Raw genomic sequence first — 17,943 nt, 5'->3', positions numbered from 1 at the left:
AGGAACCCCGCCGTGGGAAAGCCGGCCGAACCACGCCGCAGTCCGCGACGGCGTATGTCTGTGAAGGAACACGCTCCAGGCATTCCGGCTCGCCCGGCGGGACCGGGCCTACGGTTGCGGGTCAGCGCCGGAATTCGACCGGCTTCCCCTGGAACTGATTGCGTATCAGCCGGATTGGAGCACGGATTCGCCGGGAGCGTCAAGGCTCATGTCAGGCTATCCGTCACCGTCCGGGGACGGGTCTGGCGGAAGCGGGATGTGTCGGGTACCGTCCTGCGCTGCCGAGTGGGGGAACCCGGTGTGAATCCGGGGCTGACGCGCAGCGGTGTCGGACGGCGGGGGCCGTCCCGAGCCCGAATGCCCATGCGGTGACATCTCTTTGGAAGCTGGTCCACGCGTTCCGGACGGCGGCCATACCCGCTGCTCCCACCGCTGATCGCGAGGGTCGCGCGCGGGGTCCCGGCCGGTGTCCCTCACCCTCAGGAGCAGGCCATGTCCCGTCCCGTGTCCTTCCGTCGCCCCGTGCTCACCGCCGCCGCGGCGGTGGGCGCCTTCGCCCTCACCGCGCTGCCCGCCGCGGCCACCTCCACTCCGGCGCAGATCGCCGCGTCGAAGACGAACGGCGTTGCCTACCTCAAGTCCCTCCAGGGGGCTGATGGTTCATACGCCGGGGCGGGGCTGTCCAACGAGTGGGCGTTCAGCGCGTTCGCCGCGGCCGGAACCGCGGCGGTGGACGTCACCCCCGGTGGTGACACGAGCAAGAACGCGAGATCCGTCTACCGCACCCTGCTGTCCAGCAGTACCTGGCCGTCCTCCTCCCCCGTGGTCACCGACTACGAACGGGCCACGCTGAACGCCTACGCCGCGGGCATCGACCCCAGCCGGGTCTCGGCCTCCCGCAATCTGATCGCCGACATCTACGGCTACTGGCAGACAGCCGAGACCGGGTACTTCGGCCCGTCGGCCAACTTCAACGGCACCGTCTTCGCCGCCCTCGCCCTGGGCGGCGCCAAGACCCAGTCCGGTCACACACGGGTCCCGCAGTCGCTGCGCGATGCGATGGTCACCCGCCTGCGCGCCAACCAGCACAACGACGGCGGCTGGAACTACAGCAAGGCCGAAGGCGATCCGGGCCAGCTTGCCGCGCCCAGCGACATCGACATGACCGGCGCGGCGATGGCGGCCCTGTGCACGTCCGGCGTGCCCCGTACGGACTCCGACATCGTGCAGGCCAAGGCATTCCTCAAGAGCAAGCTGGTGGCGAACAGCGGATCCTTCAACGCCATGTTCGGCGTCAACACCGACTCCAACGGCTGGGCCGTCTCCGGCCTGAACGCCTGCGGAATCAACCCGCAGACCGGCGACTTCCTCACCTCCATGGGCAAGACACCGGTCGACTTCCTCATCGCGCAGCAGTTCAAGCCCGGCGGCGGCTTCAAATACCTGCCCAGCGACACCAGCCCGTCGCCGTACGCGTCGATCGACGGCCTGCGGGCGGTCGCCGGGGGTGGCTTCACCTCCGCCCCGCCCGTCCCGACCACCGCGGGCGCACCGCAGTGGGTGAGCCAGAGCTCCTTCACCTCCGGCACGACGACGAAGCTGGCACTGACGGTGGACGACGGCACCGGCCATCTCAAGGTGTGCTCCGTCGCCCTCACCCCGACCGGCCCGACGACCACACTCGGCGCCGTGCTAGACGCCGCGACGGGCGCCGCCACCCCGTCAGGCTGTGTGACCTCCGTGACCCCGTCCTCCGGTACGGGCACCATCACCGCGATCAACACCAAGGCCAACAGCGGCTCCAACACCTGGAAGGTCAGCGTCGACGGCTCCGCCTTCACCGCCGCCACACGTGGCAAGGCGGTGGGTGTCGGCGACACGATCGCCGTGCGCTGGGGCGCCTGACCACGTCAGGGCGGTGAGCAGGGGACCCACGATTCGGTGGCACGCACCGACCGCTTCCGCTCCGGGAGCAGCACGTTGAGCGGAGAACCGAGCGCGTCGACAAGTGAGTGCAGCGTGGCCTCCGATCGCCGCCGCTACCCGGGGTCGTTACATCGGGATCTCGAAGTGCACCGTGGCGACGCCCGGGCCCTGTTCGCCGGTGGTGCGGGCGTCGAACACCTCCTTGGCCAGGCTTCGCCAGAAACCTTCCGCGCCGTCGATGTTGACGTTCGTGTGGAGGTAGACGCGGTCATAGCCAGGGGTGTCCGCGATGAAGTCACAGGCCGCGTCGACCAGGGTGCCGGCGAGTCCGCGACGTCGGTGCTCAGGATGCACATAGACACGGACCAGTTGTGCGGTGGTGTCCTTCGGGTAGCGCTCGGCGAGCCGGCGGGGGTGCGGCGGGTGGGCGGGGCCGCCGGACCGTACGCCGGTCGTGGCGACCACCTCGCCCTGGTGGACGGCCACGAGCAGCAGATGCCGCGGGTCGTCGAGATACGTGCCCTTGATGTCCACCGTGTCACGGTGCCACTGGGGTACGTATCCGTAGCCGAACTCCCGGTAGAAGGTGTCGAGCATGACCCGGCGCGCGCCGTCGACGTCGTCCGGTGTCGCGGGGCGCACGGTGTACTCCTGGTGCGCGGTGTGTGTCACTGAGGGTTCCTCCCTGTCCGGCCTGGGCCGAGCGTGCGGCAGCGCGGGCGGCGGGATCCGGTGCCCGCGCCGCCCGGACGCCGCCACACTAGTCAAATGAAAACGCTTTTCAAAAACGCTGGGCGTGTCTCACGGCACCGAGGGCAGACCGGGCCCCGCACAGCGCACATCCGCCCTCGGCTCCGCCCCGTCGACGAGGTACGTGGCCACGGCGTCGTCGACGCAGGCGTTGCCCCGGCTGGCGAACACGCCGTGGGAGTAGTCGTTGTCGAGGGCGACCAGGCGTGAACCCGGCAGGTGATGGCGCATTCGGCGCGCCCCCTCGATGGGCGTGACGGGGTCGTGGGCGGAGGCCACCAGCAGAGCGGGCGGCGCGTCGGGGCCGCCGAGCGGGGTGCGGCGGGCGGGGTGGTGGTGCCAGTAGGCGCAGGTGGACGCCTCCATGCCGGTGAGGACCGGCTGGGGGTCGAGGCGTCGGGTGCGGCGGATGTCGGCCACGATCCGCCGGGGCGTGGGGCCGGGGCCGTCGGCGCACTTGACGATGCGATTGGCGGCTTCGTAGTTGCGTGAGTCCGGGCCGGTGAAGTCCTCGTCGGGACGGAGTCCGTCGGGAGTACCGTCGCGCAGATAGGCTCGCAGGCCGTCCGCGAGGTCCGCCCAGCGTTCGGTGCGGCCCAGGGCGCGGTACACGGCCCGGTCGAACTCCGCGGGACCGAAGCCGTCCACGGGGCCCGCGGTGAGTCCATCGCGTACGCGCAGGTAGGCCCGGCGCACGGCCACCGCGCTGCCGCCCAGGCGGAAGAGGTCCGCGTGGGCGGCGGTCCAGGCGAAGAAGGTGTCACGCTGCCGCAGCAGCGCCCGGCTCTGGATCACATCGAAGTCGTACCAGTTCCAGGGCCCCACGACGCTGTCCAGGACCATGCGGCCCGTGCGGTGCGGGAAGGCGGCGGCGTAGGCCGCGCCGAGGTAGGTGCCGTAGGAGACGCCGAGGAAGTTCGTCCGCCGTTCGCCGAGCGCGGCGCGTATCGCGTCCATGTCCCGTGCGGTCTGCTCCGTCGACAGGTAACGCAGTGCGTCGCCGGCGCCCGCCGCGCAGTCGTCGGCCAGGTTGCGCAATGACGCCAGGTGGGCCCGCTCTGCCGTCGGACCGACGGGCACGGGGTCCGCGCCCGGGGCGGCGAAGAGACCGCCCATCGGGCCGCAGTCGACGGGCGCGCTCCGCCCGACGCCGCGCGGGTCGAAGCCGATGACGTCGTATGAACGGCGCACGCTCACAGGGAGTTTGGCCCGCTTGGTGACCGCGTAGGGGAGCCCGGAGCCGCCCGGCCCACCGGGGTTGACCAGCAGAATGCCGCGCCGCTCGGCAGGGGTGCCAGAGGCCCGGACGCGCGAGACGGCGATCTCGGTGCGCGGCCCGCGGGGGCGGTTCCCGTCAAGCGGCACGCTCAGCCGACCGCATTCGACGCGCTCCGGTGCGGGCGGATCGGGCACGGATTCGGGGCAGGCGCCGAAGCGGAGTGCGGATGCCGAACCGGCGGAGGGGACACGGGCGGCGGACTGGGCGGGTGCGGCGGGGACGACGGTCGCGGCGATGGCCGCCAGGACGCACAGCAGGGCCGTGCGGTGCGTGGGTGGGGTCACAACGATTTCTTCCTCGGTGTGCATGGAGTCAGATGACAATGAAAACTATTATCGATAGCGTGGCCGCCACGTTATCCCACACGACTGGAAAAGGGGAGCTGTGGCTCATCTGTTGGTGGTAGAGAGCTGGGTCGGATCAATGAGCAGACTGCTGCCACGGGCGATACGCGAGAGTGGGCACGAGTTCACCTTCCTCACCCGCAACCTGCACCACTACCTGCGCTCCGCCCCCGAGGGCACGGCGCACCCGCTGCTCGGGGCGCGCAACGTGCTCACTGCCGACACCAATGACACCGAGGCGCTGCTGCCGGAGGCCGAGCGGCTGCACGCGGTGTTCGGCTTCGACGGGGTGCTCACGTCCTGCGACTACTACCTGCCGACGGTCGCGCGGATAGCCGGACACCTCGGCCTGCCCGGCCCTGCCCCCGAGGCGGTCCGCGACGCCTGCCGCAAGGACGCCACACGCCGCGTCCTCGCCGAGTCCGGGGTGCCCGGGCCCCGCTTCGCCGTGCACGAGGAGTGGGCCGACATCGCCCGGTCCGCACGCGAGATCGGCTACCCACTGGTCGTCAAGCCCGTCGACCTGTGTGCGGGCATGTACGTGCGGCGTGTGGACGACGAGGCGCAACTCTCCGTCGCCTGCCGTGCGTTGGCCGACTTCCCGGTCAACGCGCGCGGCCAGCGACGCACGCCCGCGGTCCTGCTCGAAGAGTTGCTGGACGGTCCCGAGGTGAGCGTCGAGACGGTCTCGCACGGGGGCGCGGTCCATGTGGTGGGCGTGACCGACAAGAGCGTCGGCGGGGCGCCCGCGTTCATCGAGACCGGGCATATGTTCCCCGCCGCGCTGACGGTCGGCGACACGGAGTCCGCCGAGCAGACCGCGCTGGCTGCGCTCAAGGCGCTCGGGCTGACCGACGGCGTGGTGGCGCACACCGAGATCAAGCTGACCTCCGCCGGGCCGCGCGTGGTCGAGGTCAACCCGCGGCCGGCCGGGAACCGCATCACCGAACTCGTCCGCCACGTCACCGGCATCGACCTCGCCGCCGCCTGCGTGGACGTGGCCCTGGGGCGCGCCCCCGATCTGCGGCGCACGGACACCGGGCTGCGCAGCGCCGCCATCGGCTTCCTCGTGCCGGAGCGCACGGGCACGCTCGGCTCGCTGGACGGCGCGGGGCTCCGGGACGCTCCCGGCGTGCTGGAGGTCCAGCTCGCGGAGCCCGGCAGGCAGATGAAGGCGGCGGGCAGCAACAACGAGTACCTCGGGCATGTGATGGCCGGGGACCCGGAGGGGGCCGGAGCCCGGGGCCGGGTCGAGGCGCTGCTCGCCGAGGTGCGGTCCGGACTGGTGATCCGATGACTGCCGCCGCCTCCGACACCTCCGGCATATCCGCCGTCGACTCCGCCCCGGCCCTTTCCGCTCCCCGTGTGAGGACGTACGACGATCTCGTGACGCGTGTCCGGGCCGGCGAACTCGGGCCCGACCCGCGCACCCGGCGGATCGCCGTGGCGTTCACCACCCGGCAGGCCGTACGGCACGACGGACGCGGCACCGGCTACCGCAACGAGGTGCTCAGCCTGCGGCTCGCCGGAGCCGTCGGCTCGTGCGCGGTCGAGCCCGGCGCCCTGTCCGACAGCGCCGTGGAGGAATGTGTCGGCGCCGATGTGGCCACGCTGCTGGACCATCCGCTGCTCCCGGTGCGCGTGGCCGCACTCGACGCCTACCTGATGCATGTCACCCCGCATCTCCCGGAGCACGGGGCCCGTCCGGTCGCCCTCCCCGCCGGGACGTCGCTGGAGAAGTCCCGGGCGCGGGCGGAGGCCGTCGTCGGGCTGCTCGACCTGCCGCCGGGGGCGACGGTGCTCGTGGTCGGCGTCGTCAACTCCCTTCTCGAGGCGCTCCGTTCGCACGGAATCGGCTATGTGCCGTGCGACCTCAAGGGCGGGGTGACGGAGTGGGACGAGCCGGTCGTCACCGACGCGCTCGCCGCGGCCGCCCGCTGCGACGCGCTGCTCGTCTCCGGAATGACCCTGGGCAACGGGACCTTCGAGCCGCTGCGGGAGCACGCGCTGCGACACGGCAAGCGGCTGGTGCTGTTCGCGCAGACCGGCAGCGCCGTACTGCCCCGGCTGCTGGGGCACGGGGTGAGCGCGGTGTGCGCCGAACCGTACCCCTTCTTCTGGCTGGACGGCGGCCCCGGCACCGTCCACCGCTACCGCGCCGACCGCCCCGGAGGTGCCCGATGACCACGACAGCCGTCCGATCCACCGCCCGCCGGGAGTTGCTCGCCCTGCTCGGCCGCACCCCCGTGGTCCGCATCGCCTCCGACCTGCCGGGGCCACACCCCGGCTTCTGGGCCAAGCTCGAAGGAATGGCGGCGGGCGGCATGAAGGCGCGGGCCGCCGTGTCGATGTTGCTGGGCGCCCGCGAGCGCGGGGAGCTGCGGCCCGGCGCACCGGTGGTGGAGTCCACCTCCGGCACGCTCGGCATCGGGCTCGCCTTCGCCGGGCAGGCGCTCGGCCACCCCGTCGTGCTGGTCGGCGACAGCGAACTGGAGCCGTCCATGCGGCAGTTGCTGCGCACCCACGGAGTGCGGCTGGAGCTGGTGGACCGTCCGGCGCAGAGGGGCGGCTGGCAGGCCGCCCGCCTCGCCCGGCTGCGGGAGCTGCTCGCCGAACTTCCCGGCGCGTACTGGCCCGACCAGTACAACAACCCCGACAACACCGCCGGTTACGCCTCGCTCGCCGCCGAACTCGCCGTCCAGCTCGACCACCTGGACATCCTGGTGTGCAGCGTGGGCACGGGCGGCCACAGCGCGGGAATCATCGGTCCGCTGCGGCGGCACTGGCCCGCGCTACGGCTGTTCGGCGTCGACGCCGTCGGCTCCACGATCTTCGGCCAGCCCGCGCGGCCCCGGCTGATGCGCGGCCTGGGCAGCAGCATCCACCCGCGCAACGTCGCCTATGACGCCTTCGACGAGATCCACTGGGTCGGTCCGGCGGAGGCCGTGGACAGCTGCCGGCGGCTCGCCCGGGGGAGTTTCGTCAGCGGCGGCTGGAGCACTGGTGCGGTCGCGCTGGTCGCCGCCTGGGCCGCCCGTGTCCACCCCGGAGCGGTCGTCGCCACCGTCTTCCCCGACGGCCCGCACCGCTACCTCGGCAGCGTCTACGACGACGACTTCGCCGCCGCCCACGGGCTCGACCCGGCCACGGCGGCCACCCGGCCCGTGGAGATCCCGCATCCCGGCGCGGCCGAGGCCACCGGCTGGACGCGATGTACGAGGGTCACCGACCCCTTGCGTGCCGACCTGCTGGGGCCCGCCCCACTGGAGGCCGTCCCCGCCCACCACCATCTGGAAGAAAACCTGTGAAGGCCAGTCAGCGCACCATCCATCTGCGACTCGCCGAGCCGTTGCGCATCTCCCGCTCGACGATGGCCGCCCGCGACGCGGTATGGCTGAGCGTCGAACACGACGGGGTCAGCGGCCACGGCGAGGCCGTCACCAGCGTCTACTACGGTCTCGACGCCGCCACCCTGCGACGCCTCCTCGCGGCCGTCGGCACGGATCTCGTGCGCCACCGCGACCCCGAGAGCGCCCTGGAGGCCCTGCGGGCGGGCGAGTTGGCCGGTACGGACACTCCCCCGGCCGTGACCGCCGCCCTGGACGCGGCGCTCCTCGACCTCGTCGGCAAGCGGGCGGGCACCCCCGTGCACCGCCTCCTCGGCGCTCCGGAACCTCCCGTCGCCGCCACCGCCCGCACCATCGGCATCACCTCGCCGCGCCGTGCCGCGGCCGAGTCCCGCCGCCTGGCCGCAAGCGGCTTCGAGCTCCTCAAGGTCAAGGCGGGAACTCCCGATCCCGAGGACGACGTGGAACGCGTACGCGTCATCCGCGACGCGGCACCCGGTGTCCGGCTGCTCCTGGACCCCAACGGCGCCTGGACCGTGGCGCAGGCCATGGCCCTGCTGCCGCGGTTCGCCGAACTCGGCGTCGAGGCCGTCGAACAGCCCCTCGCGCCCGGCCACCCGGACGCGCTGGGGGCCCTCGCCGAGCGCTCCCCCGTACCGGTCATCGCCGACGAGGACGCCGTGGACCTGGAGGACGTACGCCGTCTGGCCGGACGGGTCCAGGGCGTCAATGTCAAGCTCGCCAAGTGCGGCGGGGCGCACGCCGCCCTGCGCATCGCCGAGGCGATCGAGGGCAGCGGCACCGCGCTGATGCTCGGCTGTCTGACCGCCAGCAGCCTCGGCCTGGCACCCGCCGTCCACCTCGCCGACCGCGCCCACTGGGCCGACCTCGACGGACACCTGCTGCTGGCCGACGACCCGTGGTCGGGCATCGGCGGCACCGATGGTTTCGTACGCGCGAACACCCTTCCCGGACTCGGAGTCCAGCCCCGGGAGGTGAGCCGTGCAGACGTGGCATGAAATGCGCCGCTTCCCGCTCGCGATCCAGCTGCTGCTGGTCAACCAGCTCGGCGTCAATACCGGCTTCTACCTGCTCATCCCCTATCTCGCCACCCACCTCGGTGAGAACCTGGGCATGTCCGCCGCCGTCGTCGGCATCGTCCTCGGCGTGCGCAACCTGAGCCAGCAGGGCCTGTTCATCATCGGCGGCTCGGCCGCCGACCGGCTCGGCGCACGTGGCGTCATCATCGCCGGATGCGCCCTGCGCACGGTCGGATTCGGGCTGTTCGCGCTCGGCGACAGCCTCTCCGTCCTGATCGCCGCCTCCGTGCTCAGCGGGTTCGCCGGAGCGCTGTTCAACCCGGCCGTGCGCGCCTACCTCGCTCAGGAGGCGGGAGAGCGCAAGGCCGAGGCGTTCGCCCTGTTCAACGTTTTCGCCACGACGGGGGCGTTGATCGGTCCACTGCTCGGCAGCGCGCTGCTCCTGGTGGACTTCCGCACCTCGGCCCTCACCGCCGCCGGAATCTTCGCGGTCCTCACCGTGGCGCAAGCCCTGGTGCTGCCCGCGCGCGAGGTGGAGCCGAGCAAGGGCACCGTGCTCGAGGACTGGCGCGAGGTGCTCGGTCACCGCGCCTTCCTGGCATTCGCCCTCGCCATGGTCGGCATGTTCACCCTGGAGAACCAGCTCTATCTGCTGCTGCCCGACGGAGTGCGCCGGGCCACCGGCTGGGACGGCGCAGCCGGGCTCGTCTTCCTCGTCGGCACCCTCGCCAATCTCGCGCTCCAGCTGCGCATCACCAGCACCCTGAAGGTGAGCGGTGCACGGGCGCGCTGGATCGCCGCGGGGCTCGGTCTGATGGCGCTGGCGTTCCTGCCGCCCGCACTGGTCGCGGGCGGCTCCGGCGGCCCCGACGGCACTGCCGACGCGGCACTGCGCGCCCTGCCCGTGCTGATCGGCGCCCTGCTGCTCTACCTCGGGGTGATGGTCGCCCAGCCGTTTGTGATGGAACTCGTCCCCGGTTTCGGCCGGCCCGAACTGACGGGCACCTACTTCGGCATCTTCTACGTGGTCTCGGGCATCGCCGCCGCCCTCGGCAACACCGTCGTCGGCTGGGCCATGGACGCCGGCGAGCGGAGCGACGCCAACTGGCTGCCCTGGGTGTGCTGCGCGCTGTTCGGGCTCGCCTCCGCAGTCGGCGTGGCCTGGCTGCACCGGCTGGGCTCGCTGCCGACGACGCACGGGCCCGGCACACCGGCCACGGCATCCGGCCACACCGGACGCGGCATGACAAGGGAGACGAGAGAGACGACATGACGACCACCACGGCGGGCGCGGACGCGCACAATCTGCTCACCGACAACCCCGAGCTGTACGAGGCCAGGTTTCCCAACCCCGAGCGGCTCGCCGGCCGATGGACGGAGGACTGCCTGCGCCGGTACGACGCCGGAAGGCGTGTCCTGGATCTGGGCTGCGGCACCGGCCGCGACGCCGCCCACCTCCACGGCGCGGGCCGCGAGGTGACCGGGGCCGACCTCTCCGAGGCGATGCTCGCGCACGCCCGCGGACACCACCCCGGCCCAGAGTACGTCCGCGCCGACCTGCACGCGTTCGACCTGGGCCGGGGCGTGTCCGACGCCGTGGTGTGCCTGGACAGCGCGCTGCTGTACTGCCACACCAACGCCCAGCTCGACGGCTTCCTGTCGTCCTGCCGGCGCGCCCTGGTCCCGGGCGGACTGCTCGTCGCGGAGATGCGCAACGGCGCCTACTTCCTCGGCCGTACGGACCTGCTCGACGCACCCACGGTCGCGAAGTTCACCTGGCAGGGCACCGCCTACCGATCCACCACCACGCTCACGGTGGACCGCACGGCCCAGCTCCTGCGCCGTACCCGCGTATGGACCACGGACGACGGATCCCCGCCCGTGGAACAGCGCTCCGCGTGGCGGCTGCTCTTCCCGCAGGAGCTGCGCCACCTCCTGGCCACCCACGGCTTCGACGTCCTGGAGCTGCACGACGGACCGGGTCCGCGCACCGAGCCGCCCTGGCGCGAGGGTCGCTCCCCCGGCCGTACGACCGACGCCGACCGGCTCCATGTGGTCGCACGCGTCACCGGGCCCGCCCCCTCGGCTTCCTGAGGGCCGCCCCCGCGTCTTGTCGCCACTTCTCACACCCCGAGGAATCCCTATGCATGACGAACCCGCCCGCCACCTTCCCCCCTTGGGCGATCACGCGGACGAGCACCACTTCCCCGGTCTGCGCCGCCGCGGCTTCCTCGCCGCCGGCGCCGCATCGCTCGGCGCCTTCGCGCTCACCGGATGCGGCGGCACCGACGACACCCCGGGAGGGGACGGAAGCGCCGGCACCCCCCGGCGCGGCGGACGGCTGCGCGCCGCGTTCGCCGGCGGCGGCGCGAGCGAGACCCTCGATCCGCACCTGACCAGCCTCTTCGCCGACGCCGCCCGCGCGAAGGCCCTCTACGACAAACTCGCCGACTACGACGCCGACCTGTCCGCCCAGCCCCGCCTCGCCGAGAAGTGGGAGGCGAACAAGACCCTGGACCGGTGGCAGGTCACCCTCCGCAGGGCCACCTTCCACGACGGTCGGCCAGTCACCGCCAAGGACGTGCTCCACAGCTACCGCCGGATCGCCGATCCCAAGAAGGCGTTCCGCGCCAAGGCGTCCCTGGAACCCATCGACCTCGACGCGAGCCGCGCCACCGGCGAACGGGGCATCGAATTCGTCCTCAAGCGGCCCACCGCCGAATTCCCCAACATCCTGGCCGCGTTCGGCGCGTACATCGTGCCGGAAGGCGCCACCGACTTCGGCAAGAAGCCGATCGGCTCCGGCCCGTTCCGCTTCGTGTCCTTCTCTCCCGGCCGATCGGCCGTCTTCCGCCGCAACGAGGACTACTGGGACGGCGCCCCGCACCTCGACGAGCTCGAATTCGTCATCGCCAACGAGGAGTCCGCCCGGGTCAGCGCACTCGGCGGACAGGTCGAGTACGCCCACGAACTCCACCCCACCACCGCCCGCGCCCACGAGGGCAAGGGGCAGATCACCATCGTCCGGCTCCGGGGCAGCGACATGCAGGGGTTCGCGATGAAGACCGACCGGACCCCCTTCGACGACAAGCGGGTGCGCCAGGCGTTCTTCCTGATCGCCGACCGCAAGGAACTGATCGACGGCGCCCTGTCGGGCGCGGGAGTGATCGGCAACGACCTGTTCGGCAAGGGCTACGAGTACTACGCCGACAGCCTCCCGCAGCGCGAACAGGACCTCGACCGGGCCCGCGCCCTGCTGAAGGCGGCCGGCGCCGAGAAGCTGAAGGTCACCCTCGACACCTCGGCGGTGGCCACCGGGTTCACCGAAGCCGCGAGCATCTTCCGCGACCAAGCCGCGAAGGCGGGCGTCACGATCAAGGTGAAGACGGGCAGCAAGGACTCGTACTGGAGCGACATCCTGGACAGCGGCACGCTGTGCTCCTACCGCTCCGGTGCCATGCCCATCGAGGCCCACATCTCCCAGCGGCTGCTCACCGACTCCACCACGAACGCCACCAAGTGGCACCACAAGGACTTCGACGCGCTCTACCAGCGGGCCCAGTCCACCAAGGACAAGGCCGAGCGCACGGGCGTCTACGAGCGCATGCAGCGCCGCCTGTACTCCGAAGGCGGCTTCCTGGTCTGGGGCTTCGCCGACTGGATCCTCGGAACGGCGCGCAACGTCAGGGGAGTTGAGTCCAAGGCGCCCGCCAACACCCTCGACTGGGCACGCTTCGACAAGGTGTGGCTCGCGTGAGCGGACTACGCTCCTTCGTCGCCCGGCGGCTGCTGCTCGGCGTCGCGCAGACCGTGGCCGTGGTGGTGCTGGTCTTCGCGCTCACCGAGGCGCTGCCGGGCGATGCCGCGGTCGCGCTGGCCGGCGACCAGCCCGACCCCGCGCGCATCGCGGCCATCCGTGAGGCCCTCCACCTGGACCGGCCCGCCCACGAGCGGCTGGTCGACTGGGCCGTTGGCCTGCTCCACGGCGACCTCGGCACCTCGCTCACCTCCGGCCGCCCGGTCAGTACGTACATCGCCGACGGCTTCGGGCCGACCCTGCTGCTGGCCGCGCTCACCGTGGCGCTGCTCGTCCCGGTCGGCTTCGGCCTCGGGGTGCTGGCCGCACGGTACGAAGGCCGGCTGGTCGACCGACTGGTCAGCTCGGTGACGCTGGCCGTGTACGCGGTGCCCGAGTTCGCCCTCGGAGTGCTGCTGGTGACCGTCCTCGCGCTCCGGCTGGAATGGCTGCCGCCGACCGCCGTGGGCTACGGCACCGACCTGCTCGGCCACCCGGCCGCGCTCGTGGTGCCCGTGCTCGTCCTGCTCTCCCGGCCGGTGTGCTCGCTGTCCCGGTTGGTGCGCGCCGGCATGGTCGACGCGCTCGCCTCCCCGTACGTGGCGCAGGCCCGGCGCTACGGCGTCTCCGGCGCCACGATCCGTTACGCCCACGCCCTGCCTGCCGCCCTCGCCCCCGCCACCCAGCAGTTGGCCCGCACCATCGACTGGCTGCTGTGCGGCGTCGTCGTCGTGGAGGCCCTGTATGTGATCCCGGGCCTCGGGACCGTGCTGCTGAACGCCGTCGCCGAGCGGGACGTGCCCGTCGTCCAGGGCCTCACCGTCGTCTTCGGCATCCTGACCGTCCTCCTCAACCTGGGCGCGGACCTGGTGGCCCATCGGCTGACGCCCCGGGCGGGGGTGGCCGCGTGAGCCTTCCTCCCGTCGCGGGCCCCCCGCGGAGGCCGTCGCGCACCCGGGGCGCAAGTGTCCGCCCGATGCCGCTGCCCGGCCGTGCGGCGAAGGGGCGTTCGGGCCGCTTCGCGCTCGGCGTCGCCGTCGTCTCCGTACCCCTCGTGCTCGCTCTTCTCGGGCCGGTGTTCGCGGGGGCCCCGGGCCCGCGGGCCGCGTCCTTCACCCTCGGGGGCGGCCACTGGCTCGGCACCGACTTCGTGGGGCGGGACGTGTGGCGACAGGTGCTGCACGGCGGGCGTCCGGTCGTGCTGACCGCGCTCGCCGCCACCGCGCTGTCCTATCTCGTCGCCCTCCCGGTGGGCCTGGTCTGCGCGCTCACCCACCGCCGCTGGCTTGAGGAGCTGCTGATCCGGCCCCTGGACGTCCTGCTCGCCGTGCCGTCGCTGCTGCTGATCCTGCTCGTCGCCTCGGTGTTCTCCCCCGGCGCCGTCGGCCTCGCCCTGCTGGTCGCGCTGGTCAACGTGCCCGACGCGGTCCGTATCGTGCGAGCCACCGCCGCCGAGGCCGCCGCCCGCCCGGCGGTCGAGGCGCTGCGCATGCAGGGCGAGACCTGGTGGCGCATGGCCGTCGGCTACGTTGCGCGCTCCATCCTGCGCACCCTGGCCGCCGACGCCGGCACCCGCCTGACCGGCGTGCTCTATCTGGTTGCCACGGCCGCGTTCCTCGGCGTCGGGATCGCGCCGGACGCCGCCGACTGGGCGGTCATGGTCGACCGCAACCGCACCGGTCTGTTCGTCCAGCCATGGGCCGTGGTCGTCCCGGCCGTACTGATCGTCGCCCTGACGATGGGCACCAACCTCCTCTTCGACGCCGCGCTCGCGGGCAGCCGACGGCCCGCACGCGGCCGGGGCGCGAGGAGCAGGATCACCCGGAACCGGGCAGGAGAGCCACGTCCGTGAACCACGAGAAGCACACCACAGCCCCCGCCGTGCCCCTCGGCCCCGACGCCTGGGCCATGGGCCCCGACGCCGCGCCCGTCGCCGAGATCCGCGACCTTCGCGTGCAGCTCGACGGCAGGGCGATCGTCGACGGCGTGAACCTCAAGGCCCTGCCGGGCAAGGTCATCGCCCTGGTGGGCGCTTCCGGCAGCGGCAAGACCACCACCGGCCTGGCCCTGCTCGGTGAGTATCCGCCCGGCGCGCGGATCGGCGGCGACGTCCGCGTAGCCGCCGAGGGCCTGGTCGGCTACATCCCCCAGCACCCGGCGGCCGTCCTCAACCCCGCCCGCCGCGTCTCCGCCCTCCTGACCGACATCGCCCGCCCCCGGATGCGCCACCTGCCCCGCGGCCGACGCCGGGCAGCGGCCCGCGAACATGTCCTCCGCGCACTGGCGGATGCCCAGCTCCCCGACGGCGAGGCCCTGCTGCGGCGCTACCCGCACCAGCTCTCCGGAGGCCAGCAGCAGCGCGTCGTCCTCGCCCAGGCGCTCCTGCTCGGCGCCCGCGTCATCGTCGCCGACGAACCAACCACCGGCCAGGACGCCCTGACCAAGAGCCATATCGTCGACCAACTGACGGCCGTCGCCGAACGAGGCATCGCCGTCGTGCTGCTCAGCCACGACCTGAACGTGGTGCGCGCCCTCGCCGACGACGTCCTGGTCATGCGCGCCGGAAGGATCGTGGAATCGGGCCCCGCCGAACGGCTGTGGAGCACACCCCGCCACCCGTGGACCCGCGAACTGCTCACCGCTCACGCGGAGTTCACACCACCGACCCCATCAGCCGGCCCCGGGGAGCCGGAGCCGGTCCTGCGGATACACGACCTCACCGCCCGCCACCGCGAGGGAGGCACCCGCGGCCGCCCGACCACGGTGCTGCGTGTCCCCGAACTCACCCTGTACCCCGGCACATGCCTGGCCGTCGTCGGCCGCTCGGGCAGCGGCAAGACCACGCTCGCCCGCTGCCTGGCCGGACTCCACCGGGACCACGAAGGGGAGATCACCCTGGACGGCACCACCCTGCCCCGCACGTTGCGCACCCGCGACCGCGCACAACTGGCGGCCGTGCAGTACATCTTCCAGGACTCGCGCGCCGCCTTCGACGAGCACCGTCCCGTCCTGCACCAGGTCGCCCGCACCGCGATACGCCTGCGCGGCACCGACAAGAACACGGCACGGCAGGAGGCCCTGACCACCCTGACCCGCCTCGGCCTACCGGAGGAACTGGCCGACAGGCGTCCCGGTCAGCTCTCCGGCGGCGAACTCCAGCGCGCCGCCCTCGCCCGCGCCCTGCTCGCCCGGCCTCGCGTCCTCATCTGCGACGAGGTCACCTCCGGCCTCGACACCATCAGCCGCCGCGGCCTCCTGGAACTCCTCGCCCAGTTGCTGCGTGAAGGCGACGACCTTTCTCTGGTCCTCATCACCCATGATCTGGACATCGCGGCCCTCGCCCACCGCATAGCGGTCCTCGACGCCGGAGAGCTCGTCGAGCAGGGGGCGGCCCCACGCGTACTGACCACACCGGAGCATCCCTTCACCGTCTCCCTCATGGAGACCACGGCACGCCTGGGGGTGGGAACGGGGCGGTGAACGGGTGCACGCCGCCGAGGGCATGCGTGGGCAGGAGTCTGGGTGCGTCGAGGGCTTCGCCGACAGTTGGGTCGTGCCGACGGATGGAGAAGTCGCGCCGTTCTCGTTGCAGATCAACGAGTGGCTGTGACCTGGACATTCGGAACACGCCCTGGGCGGCAGCCGATGCGCCGACTCGTCAAGACCTGTGGGTCAGCCACCCCGCTGTCGGCCATGGTGGCGTCCACAACGCGCAGCACGGCGACCAGCAGGGTGGCTTCGTTCGCTCCGGGTGGTGATCTTCCATTGCCGGTGGGTATCGTCGTGGCGGACGTGCAGCCCGAAGGACTCCGATAAGTCTCTGTTTGAGGATGGCGCAGACCTCGCGGAGTTGGCCACGGGGAGCGCCGGGCACATCGGTCATTATCAAGCCGTCACGGGAAACATTCGGTTCTTCATTACCGCCCGAGAGATAGTGGGGACCGACCGTCACGGTCTCCCGACGAAGACCTAGACAATCATTCGTGATGGCATAGATGGAGAATTGATCACCATGCATCCAGGACTCCCTCGTGACTTGGACCCCTGATGATTAGGGTCGACGTAAGGTCCGGCAAAGGGGATCTCGTGACATCCGTTGCCGCAGACCCAGAATTCGATCCAGTTCTCAGTGGTGTGGATCGTAAAAGATATCCGATGCTGGGACACTTGGATCCGTATGGGGATACGGTGCTGAACCGGCTCCAAGTGAAATCCTTGCTGGAAGAGCTTTCCGAAGTGAGGGTCAATCCGGAAATCGTGTCGGAGGAGTTTGCAGACACGCTAGTGATGCTGTGTCACGAGTGCCTGCTGCGAGCCCATCGATTTCTGCGGTTTGCAGGAGAGTAAGATTCAGAGATTGACGTGCCGCAGCCCTGCCGGGATTCGCTTGGCGGGGCTACTGTGGTGCTTGACAGCCACGTCAATTAGAGAGCAAGGGCGAACACCACGTCATGGCCCTGACCCGGTGGGCAAGAAGGTCTACGATAAGCAGCTGCCCAAACACCGAACCGATGCCATGTGAGGTGTTCATCAAGCTCCAGGTCAAGCGCAGCACCGTCGGGTGGTGGCCGACCAGCCCTGAAGGGTGTCAATACTCCTGTATTTGGTGACTTGACCTTGACGCCGAGCTGCGCCTGCTCGCTCTTGATACCCCCGCTCTACCAAAGAACACGACCGACTTGTCCTGCCTCACCGAAGGGTGAAGAGTCTCATCGAAGGCTGAGCGATGGGTGTTTCGTCCCCAGCGGAGCGCGGGGTATGAGGCGCCCGGGAGTAGCGGGTGTCCTTAGCGGGTCAACGCGAGTAGTTCATCGATCACCGGTTCCTCACCACCGTCACCGAGGTGGGCGATGGCTGCGAACGCCGCGATCACCTGGCTCCAGGCGTGGAGCCGGTCGCCATCGAGCCCGCACGCTGCCGCCACGCGCGCGCAGCGGGCCTCGACCCCTCCAGCCCGGCGCCGGCTACCACGCAATCCACGGCGTCGAAGCACGGATAACCGACGCAGGCTTTCGGATCGATGGCCATGAACCCGCGCTCCGCGCCGCCGTCGAGCACGTTGCCCAGGTGCAGGTCACCGTGGAGCAACACGGTGGTCGCTTCCGTGTCCAACAGCCGCTCGCACCGCCGGATGGCCCTGTCCCAAGCGGTGGCGTCCAGTCGTTTCACACGGGTCAGTGTGCCGCTCAGCCGATCATTGTCTACCGCTTTCCCACCGCTCGCCGTGAACGCGAGCCGACGAGCAAACCGGACCAGAGCAGTCGCCCAACCTACGGTGAGAATCACTCAGCCTTCGCTTAGACGAATCACGACTCCACAGCGCCGCAAGCGAGCTGCAGCCACGCGATCGCAGCTCTTAACCGACGACCGCTTGGCACACTATTTCTGGAGAGCTGCCCTCACTCGCTGTCTCACAACGGCGTCCCAGAACCCGACACGGCGCTCACGCCCTGGGAGTGCC

General features: G+C 71.3%; 14 protein-coding genes, 1 pseudogene and 2 riboswitches. Of the genes and pseudogenes, 12 read left to right on the top strand and 3 right to left on the bottom strand.

The window, feature by feature from the left end:
* Positions 1-56: 56 nt before the first annotated feature.
* Positions 57-197, bottom strand: a riboswitch (cobalamin riboswitch).
* Between the two features lie 91 nt (positions 198-288).
* A riboswitch (cobalamin riboswitch) is annotated at positions 289-363 on the top strand.
* 129 nt (positions 364-492) lie between these two features.
* Complete coding sequence (locus AB0C66_RS23445) at positions 493-1,905, top strand: prenyltransferase/squalene oxidase repeat-containing protein (protein ID WP_362441774.1); 1,413 nt, start codon at positions 493-495, stop codon at positions 1,903-1,905.
* Positions 1,906-2,052: 147 nt separating this feature from the next.
* Here the strand turns inward: AB0C66_RS23445 and AB0C66_RS23440 are convergent, their stop codons facing one another.
* Both AB0C66_RS23440 and AB0C66_RS23435 read right to left on the bottom strand, forming a co-directional pair.
* Positions 2,053-2,523, bottom strand: coding sequence for a GNAT family N-acetyltransferase (locus AB0C66_RS23440; protein ID WP_362441880.1), 471 nt, complete (start codon positions 2,521-2,523; stop codon positions 2,053-2,055).
* A gap of 204 nt (positions 2,524-2,727) precedes the next feature.
* Entirely contained in the window at positions 2,728-4,239 is a 1,512-nt protein-coding gene (locus AB0C66_RS23435) for an alpha/beta hydrolase (protein ID WP_362441771.1), read from the bottom strand.
* A 100-nt stretch (positions 4,240-4,339) separates the two neighbouring features.
* Between AB0C66_RS23435 and AB0C66_RS23430 the strand changes: the two genes are divergently transcribed.
* The 11 genes from AB0C66_RS23430 (at position 4,340) to AB0C66_RS23380 (ending at position 16,829) form a co-directional block, all read left to right on the top strand.
* Complete coding sequence (locus AB0C66_RS23430; RefSeq protein WP_362441768.1) at positions 4,340-5,596, top strand: ATP-grasp domain-containing protein; 1,257 nt, start codon at positions 4,340-4,342, stop codon at positions 5,594-5,596.
* Positions 5,593-6,483 carry a DUF364 domain-containing protein gene (locus tag AB0C66_RS23425; protein ID WP_362441765.1) on the top strand — a complete coding sequence of 297 codons (891 nt, stop codon included), beginning with the start codon at positions 5,593-5,595 and terminating at the stop codon, positions 6,481-6,483. The genes AB0C66_RS23430 and AB0C66_RS23425 overlap by 4 nt, the downstream gene beginning before the upstream one ends.
* Positions 6,480-7,607 (top strand): PLP-dependent cysteine synthase family protein, encoded by a 1,128-nt coding sequence (locus AB0C66_RS23420; protein ID WP_362441762.1) that lies wholly within the window; start codon positions 6,480-6,482, stop codon positions 7,605-7,607. The genes AB0C66_RS23425 and AB0C66_RS23420 overlap by 4 nt, the downstream gene beginning before the upstream one ends.
* Positions 7,604-8,665 carry a dipeptide epimerase gene (locus AB0C66_RS23415; protein WP_362441759.1) on the top strand — a complete coding sequence of 354 codons (1,062 nt, stop codon included), beginning with the start codon at positions 7,604-7,606 and terminating at the stop codon, positions 8,663-8,665. Before AB0C66_RS23420 ends, AB0C66_RS23415 begins: the two co-directional genes overlap by 4 nt.
* Positions 8,649-9,959: an MFS transporter gene (locus AB0C66_RS23410; protein ID WP_362441756.1), complete on the top strand. Its 1,311-nt coding sequence runs from the start codon at positions 8,649-8,651 to the stop codon at positions 9,957-9,959. The genes AB0C66_RS23415 and AB0C66_RS23410 overlap by 17 nt, the downstream gene beginning before the upstream one ends.
* Positions 9,956-10,780 carry a class I SAM-dependent methyltransferase gene (locus tag AB0C66_RS23405; protein ID WP_362441753.1) on the top strand — a complete coding sequence of 275 codons (825 nt, stop codon included), beginning with the start codon at positions 9,956-9,958 and terminating at the stop codon, positions 10,778-10,780. Before AB0C66_RS23410 ends, AB0C66_RS23405 begins: the two co-directional genes overlap by 4 nt.
* 49 nt (positions 10,781-10,829) lie before the next feature.
* Positions 10,830-12,443 (top strand): ABC transporter substrate-binding protein, encoded by a 1,614-nt coding sequence (locus AB0C66_RS23400; RefSeq protein WP_362441750.1) that lies wholly within the window; start codon positions 10,830-10,832, stop codon positions 12,441-12,443.
* Positions 12,440-13,393 carry an ABC transporter permease gene (locus AB0C66_RS23395; protein ID WP_362441747.1) on the top strand — a complete coding sequence of 318 codons (954 nt, stop codon included), beginning with the start codon at positions 12,440-12,442 and terminating at the stop codon, positions 13,391-13,393. The genes AB0C66_RS23400 and AB0C66_RS23395 overlap by 4 nt, the downstream gene beginning before the upstream one ends.
* Before the next feature lie 65 nt (positions 13,394-13,458).
* Positions 13,459-14,334, top strand: a complete 876-nt coding sequence (locus AB0C66_RS23390) for an ABC transporter permease subunit (protein WP_362441744.1) — start codon at positions 13,459-13,461, stop codon at positions 14,332-14,334.
* 56 nt (positions 14,335-14,390) lie between these two features.
* On the top strand, positions 14,391-15,962 hold the full coding sequence (locus AB0C66_RS23385; RefSeq protein WP_362441877.1) for an ATP-binding cassette domain-containing protein: 1,572 nt from the start codon (positions 14,391-14,393) through the stop codon (positions 15,960-15,962).
* 606 nt (positions 15,963-16,568) lie between these two features.
* Positions 16,569-16,829, top strand: coding sequence for a hypothetical protein (locus tag AB0C66_RS23380; protein ID WP_362441741.1), 261 nt, complete (start codon positions 16,569-16,571; stop codon positions 16,827-16,829).
* Positions 16,830-17,268: 439 nt separating this feature from the next.
* Here AB0C66_RS23380 and AB0C66_RS23375 read toward each other — a convergent pair.
* Positions 17,269-17,768, bottom strand: a pseudogene (locus AB0C66_RS23375) (aminoglycoside phosphotransferase family protein).
* Positions 17,769-17,943 lie beyond the last annotated feature (175 nt).

This window comes from Streptomyces sp. NPDC048636, from assembly GCF_040650655.1.
Lineage (GTDB): Bacteria > Actinomycetota > Actinomycetes > Streptomycetales > Streptomycetaceae > Streptomyces.
This window is presented reverse-complemented; position numbering and strand designations above follow the sequence as displayed.

Coding starts and splice junctions, on each gene's coding strand:
- AB0C66_RS23400 (WP_362441750.1), top strand. CDS start 10,830: ATGCATGACGAACCCGCCCGCCACCTTCCCCCCTTGGGCGATCACGCG.
- AB0C66_RS23420 (WP_362441762.1), top strand. CDS start 6,480: ATGACCACGACAGCCGTCCGATCCACCGCCCGCCGGGAGTTGCTCGCC.
- AB0C66_RS23440 (WP_362441880.1), bottom strand. CDS start 2,523: ATGCTCGACACCTTCTACCGGGAGTTCGGCTACGGATACGTACCCCAG.
- AB0C66_RS23445 (WP_362441774.1), top strand. CDS start 493: ATGTCCCGTCCCGTGTCCTTCCGTCGCCCCGTGCTCACCGCCGCCGCG.
- AB0C66_RS23390 (WP_362441744.1), top strand. CDS start 13,459: ATGCCGCTGCCCGGCCGTGCGGCGAAGGGGCGTTCGGGCCGCTTCGCG.
- AB0C66_RS23385 (WP_362441877.1), top strand. CDS start 14,391: ATGGGCCCCGACGCCGCGCCCGTCGCCGAGATCCGCGACCTTCGCGTG.
- AB0C66_RS23425 (WP_362441765.1), top strand. CDS start 5,593: ATGACTGCCGCCGCCTCCGACACCTCCGGCATATCCGCCGTCGACTCC.
- AB0C66_RS23405 (WP_362441753.1), top strand. CDS start 9,956: ATGACGACCACCACGGCGGGCGCGGACGCGCACAATCTGCTCACCGAC.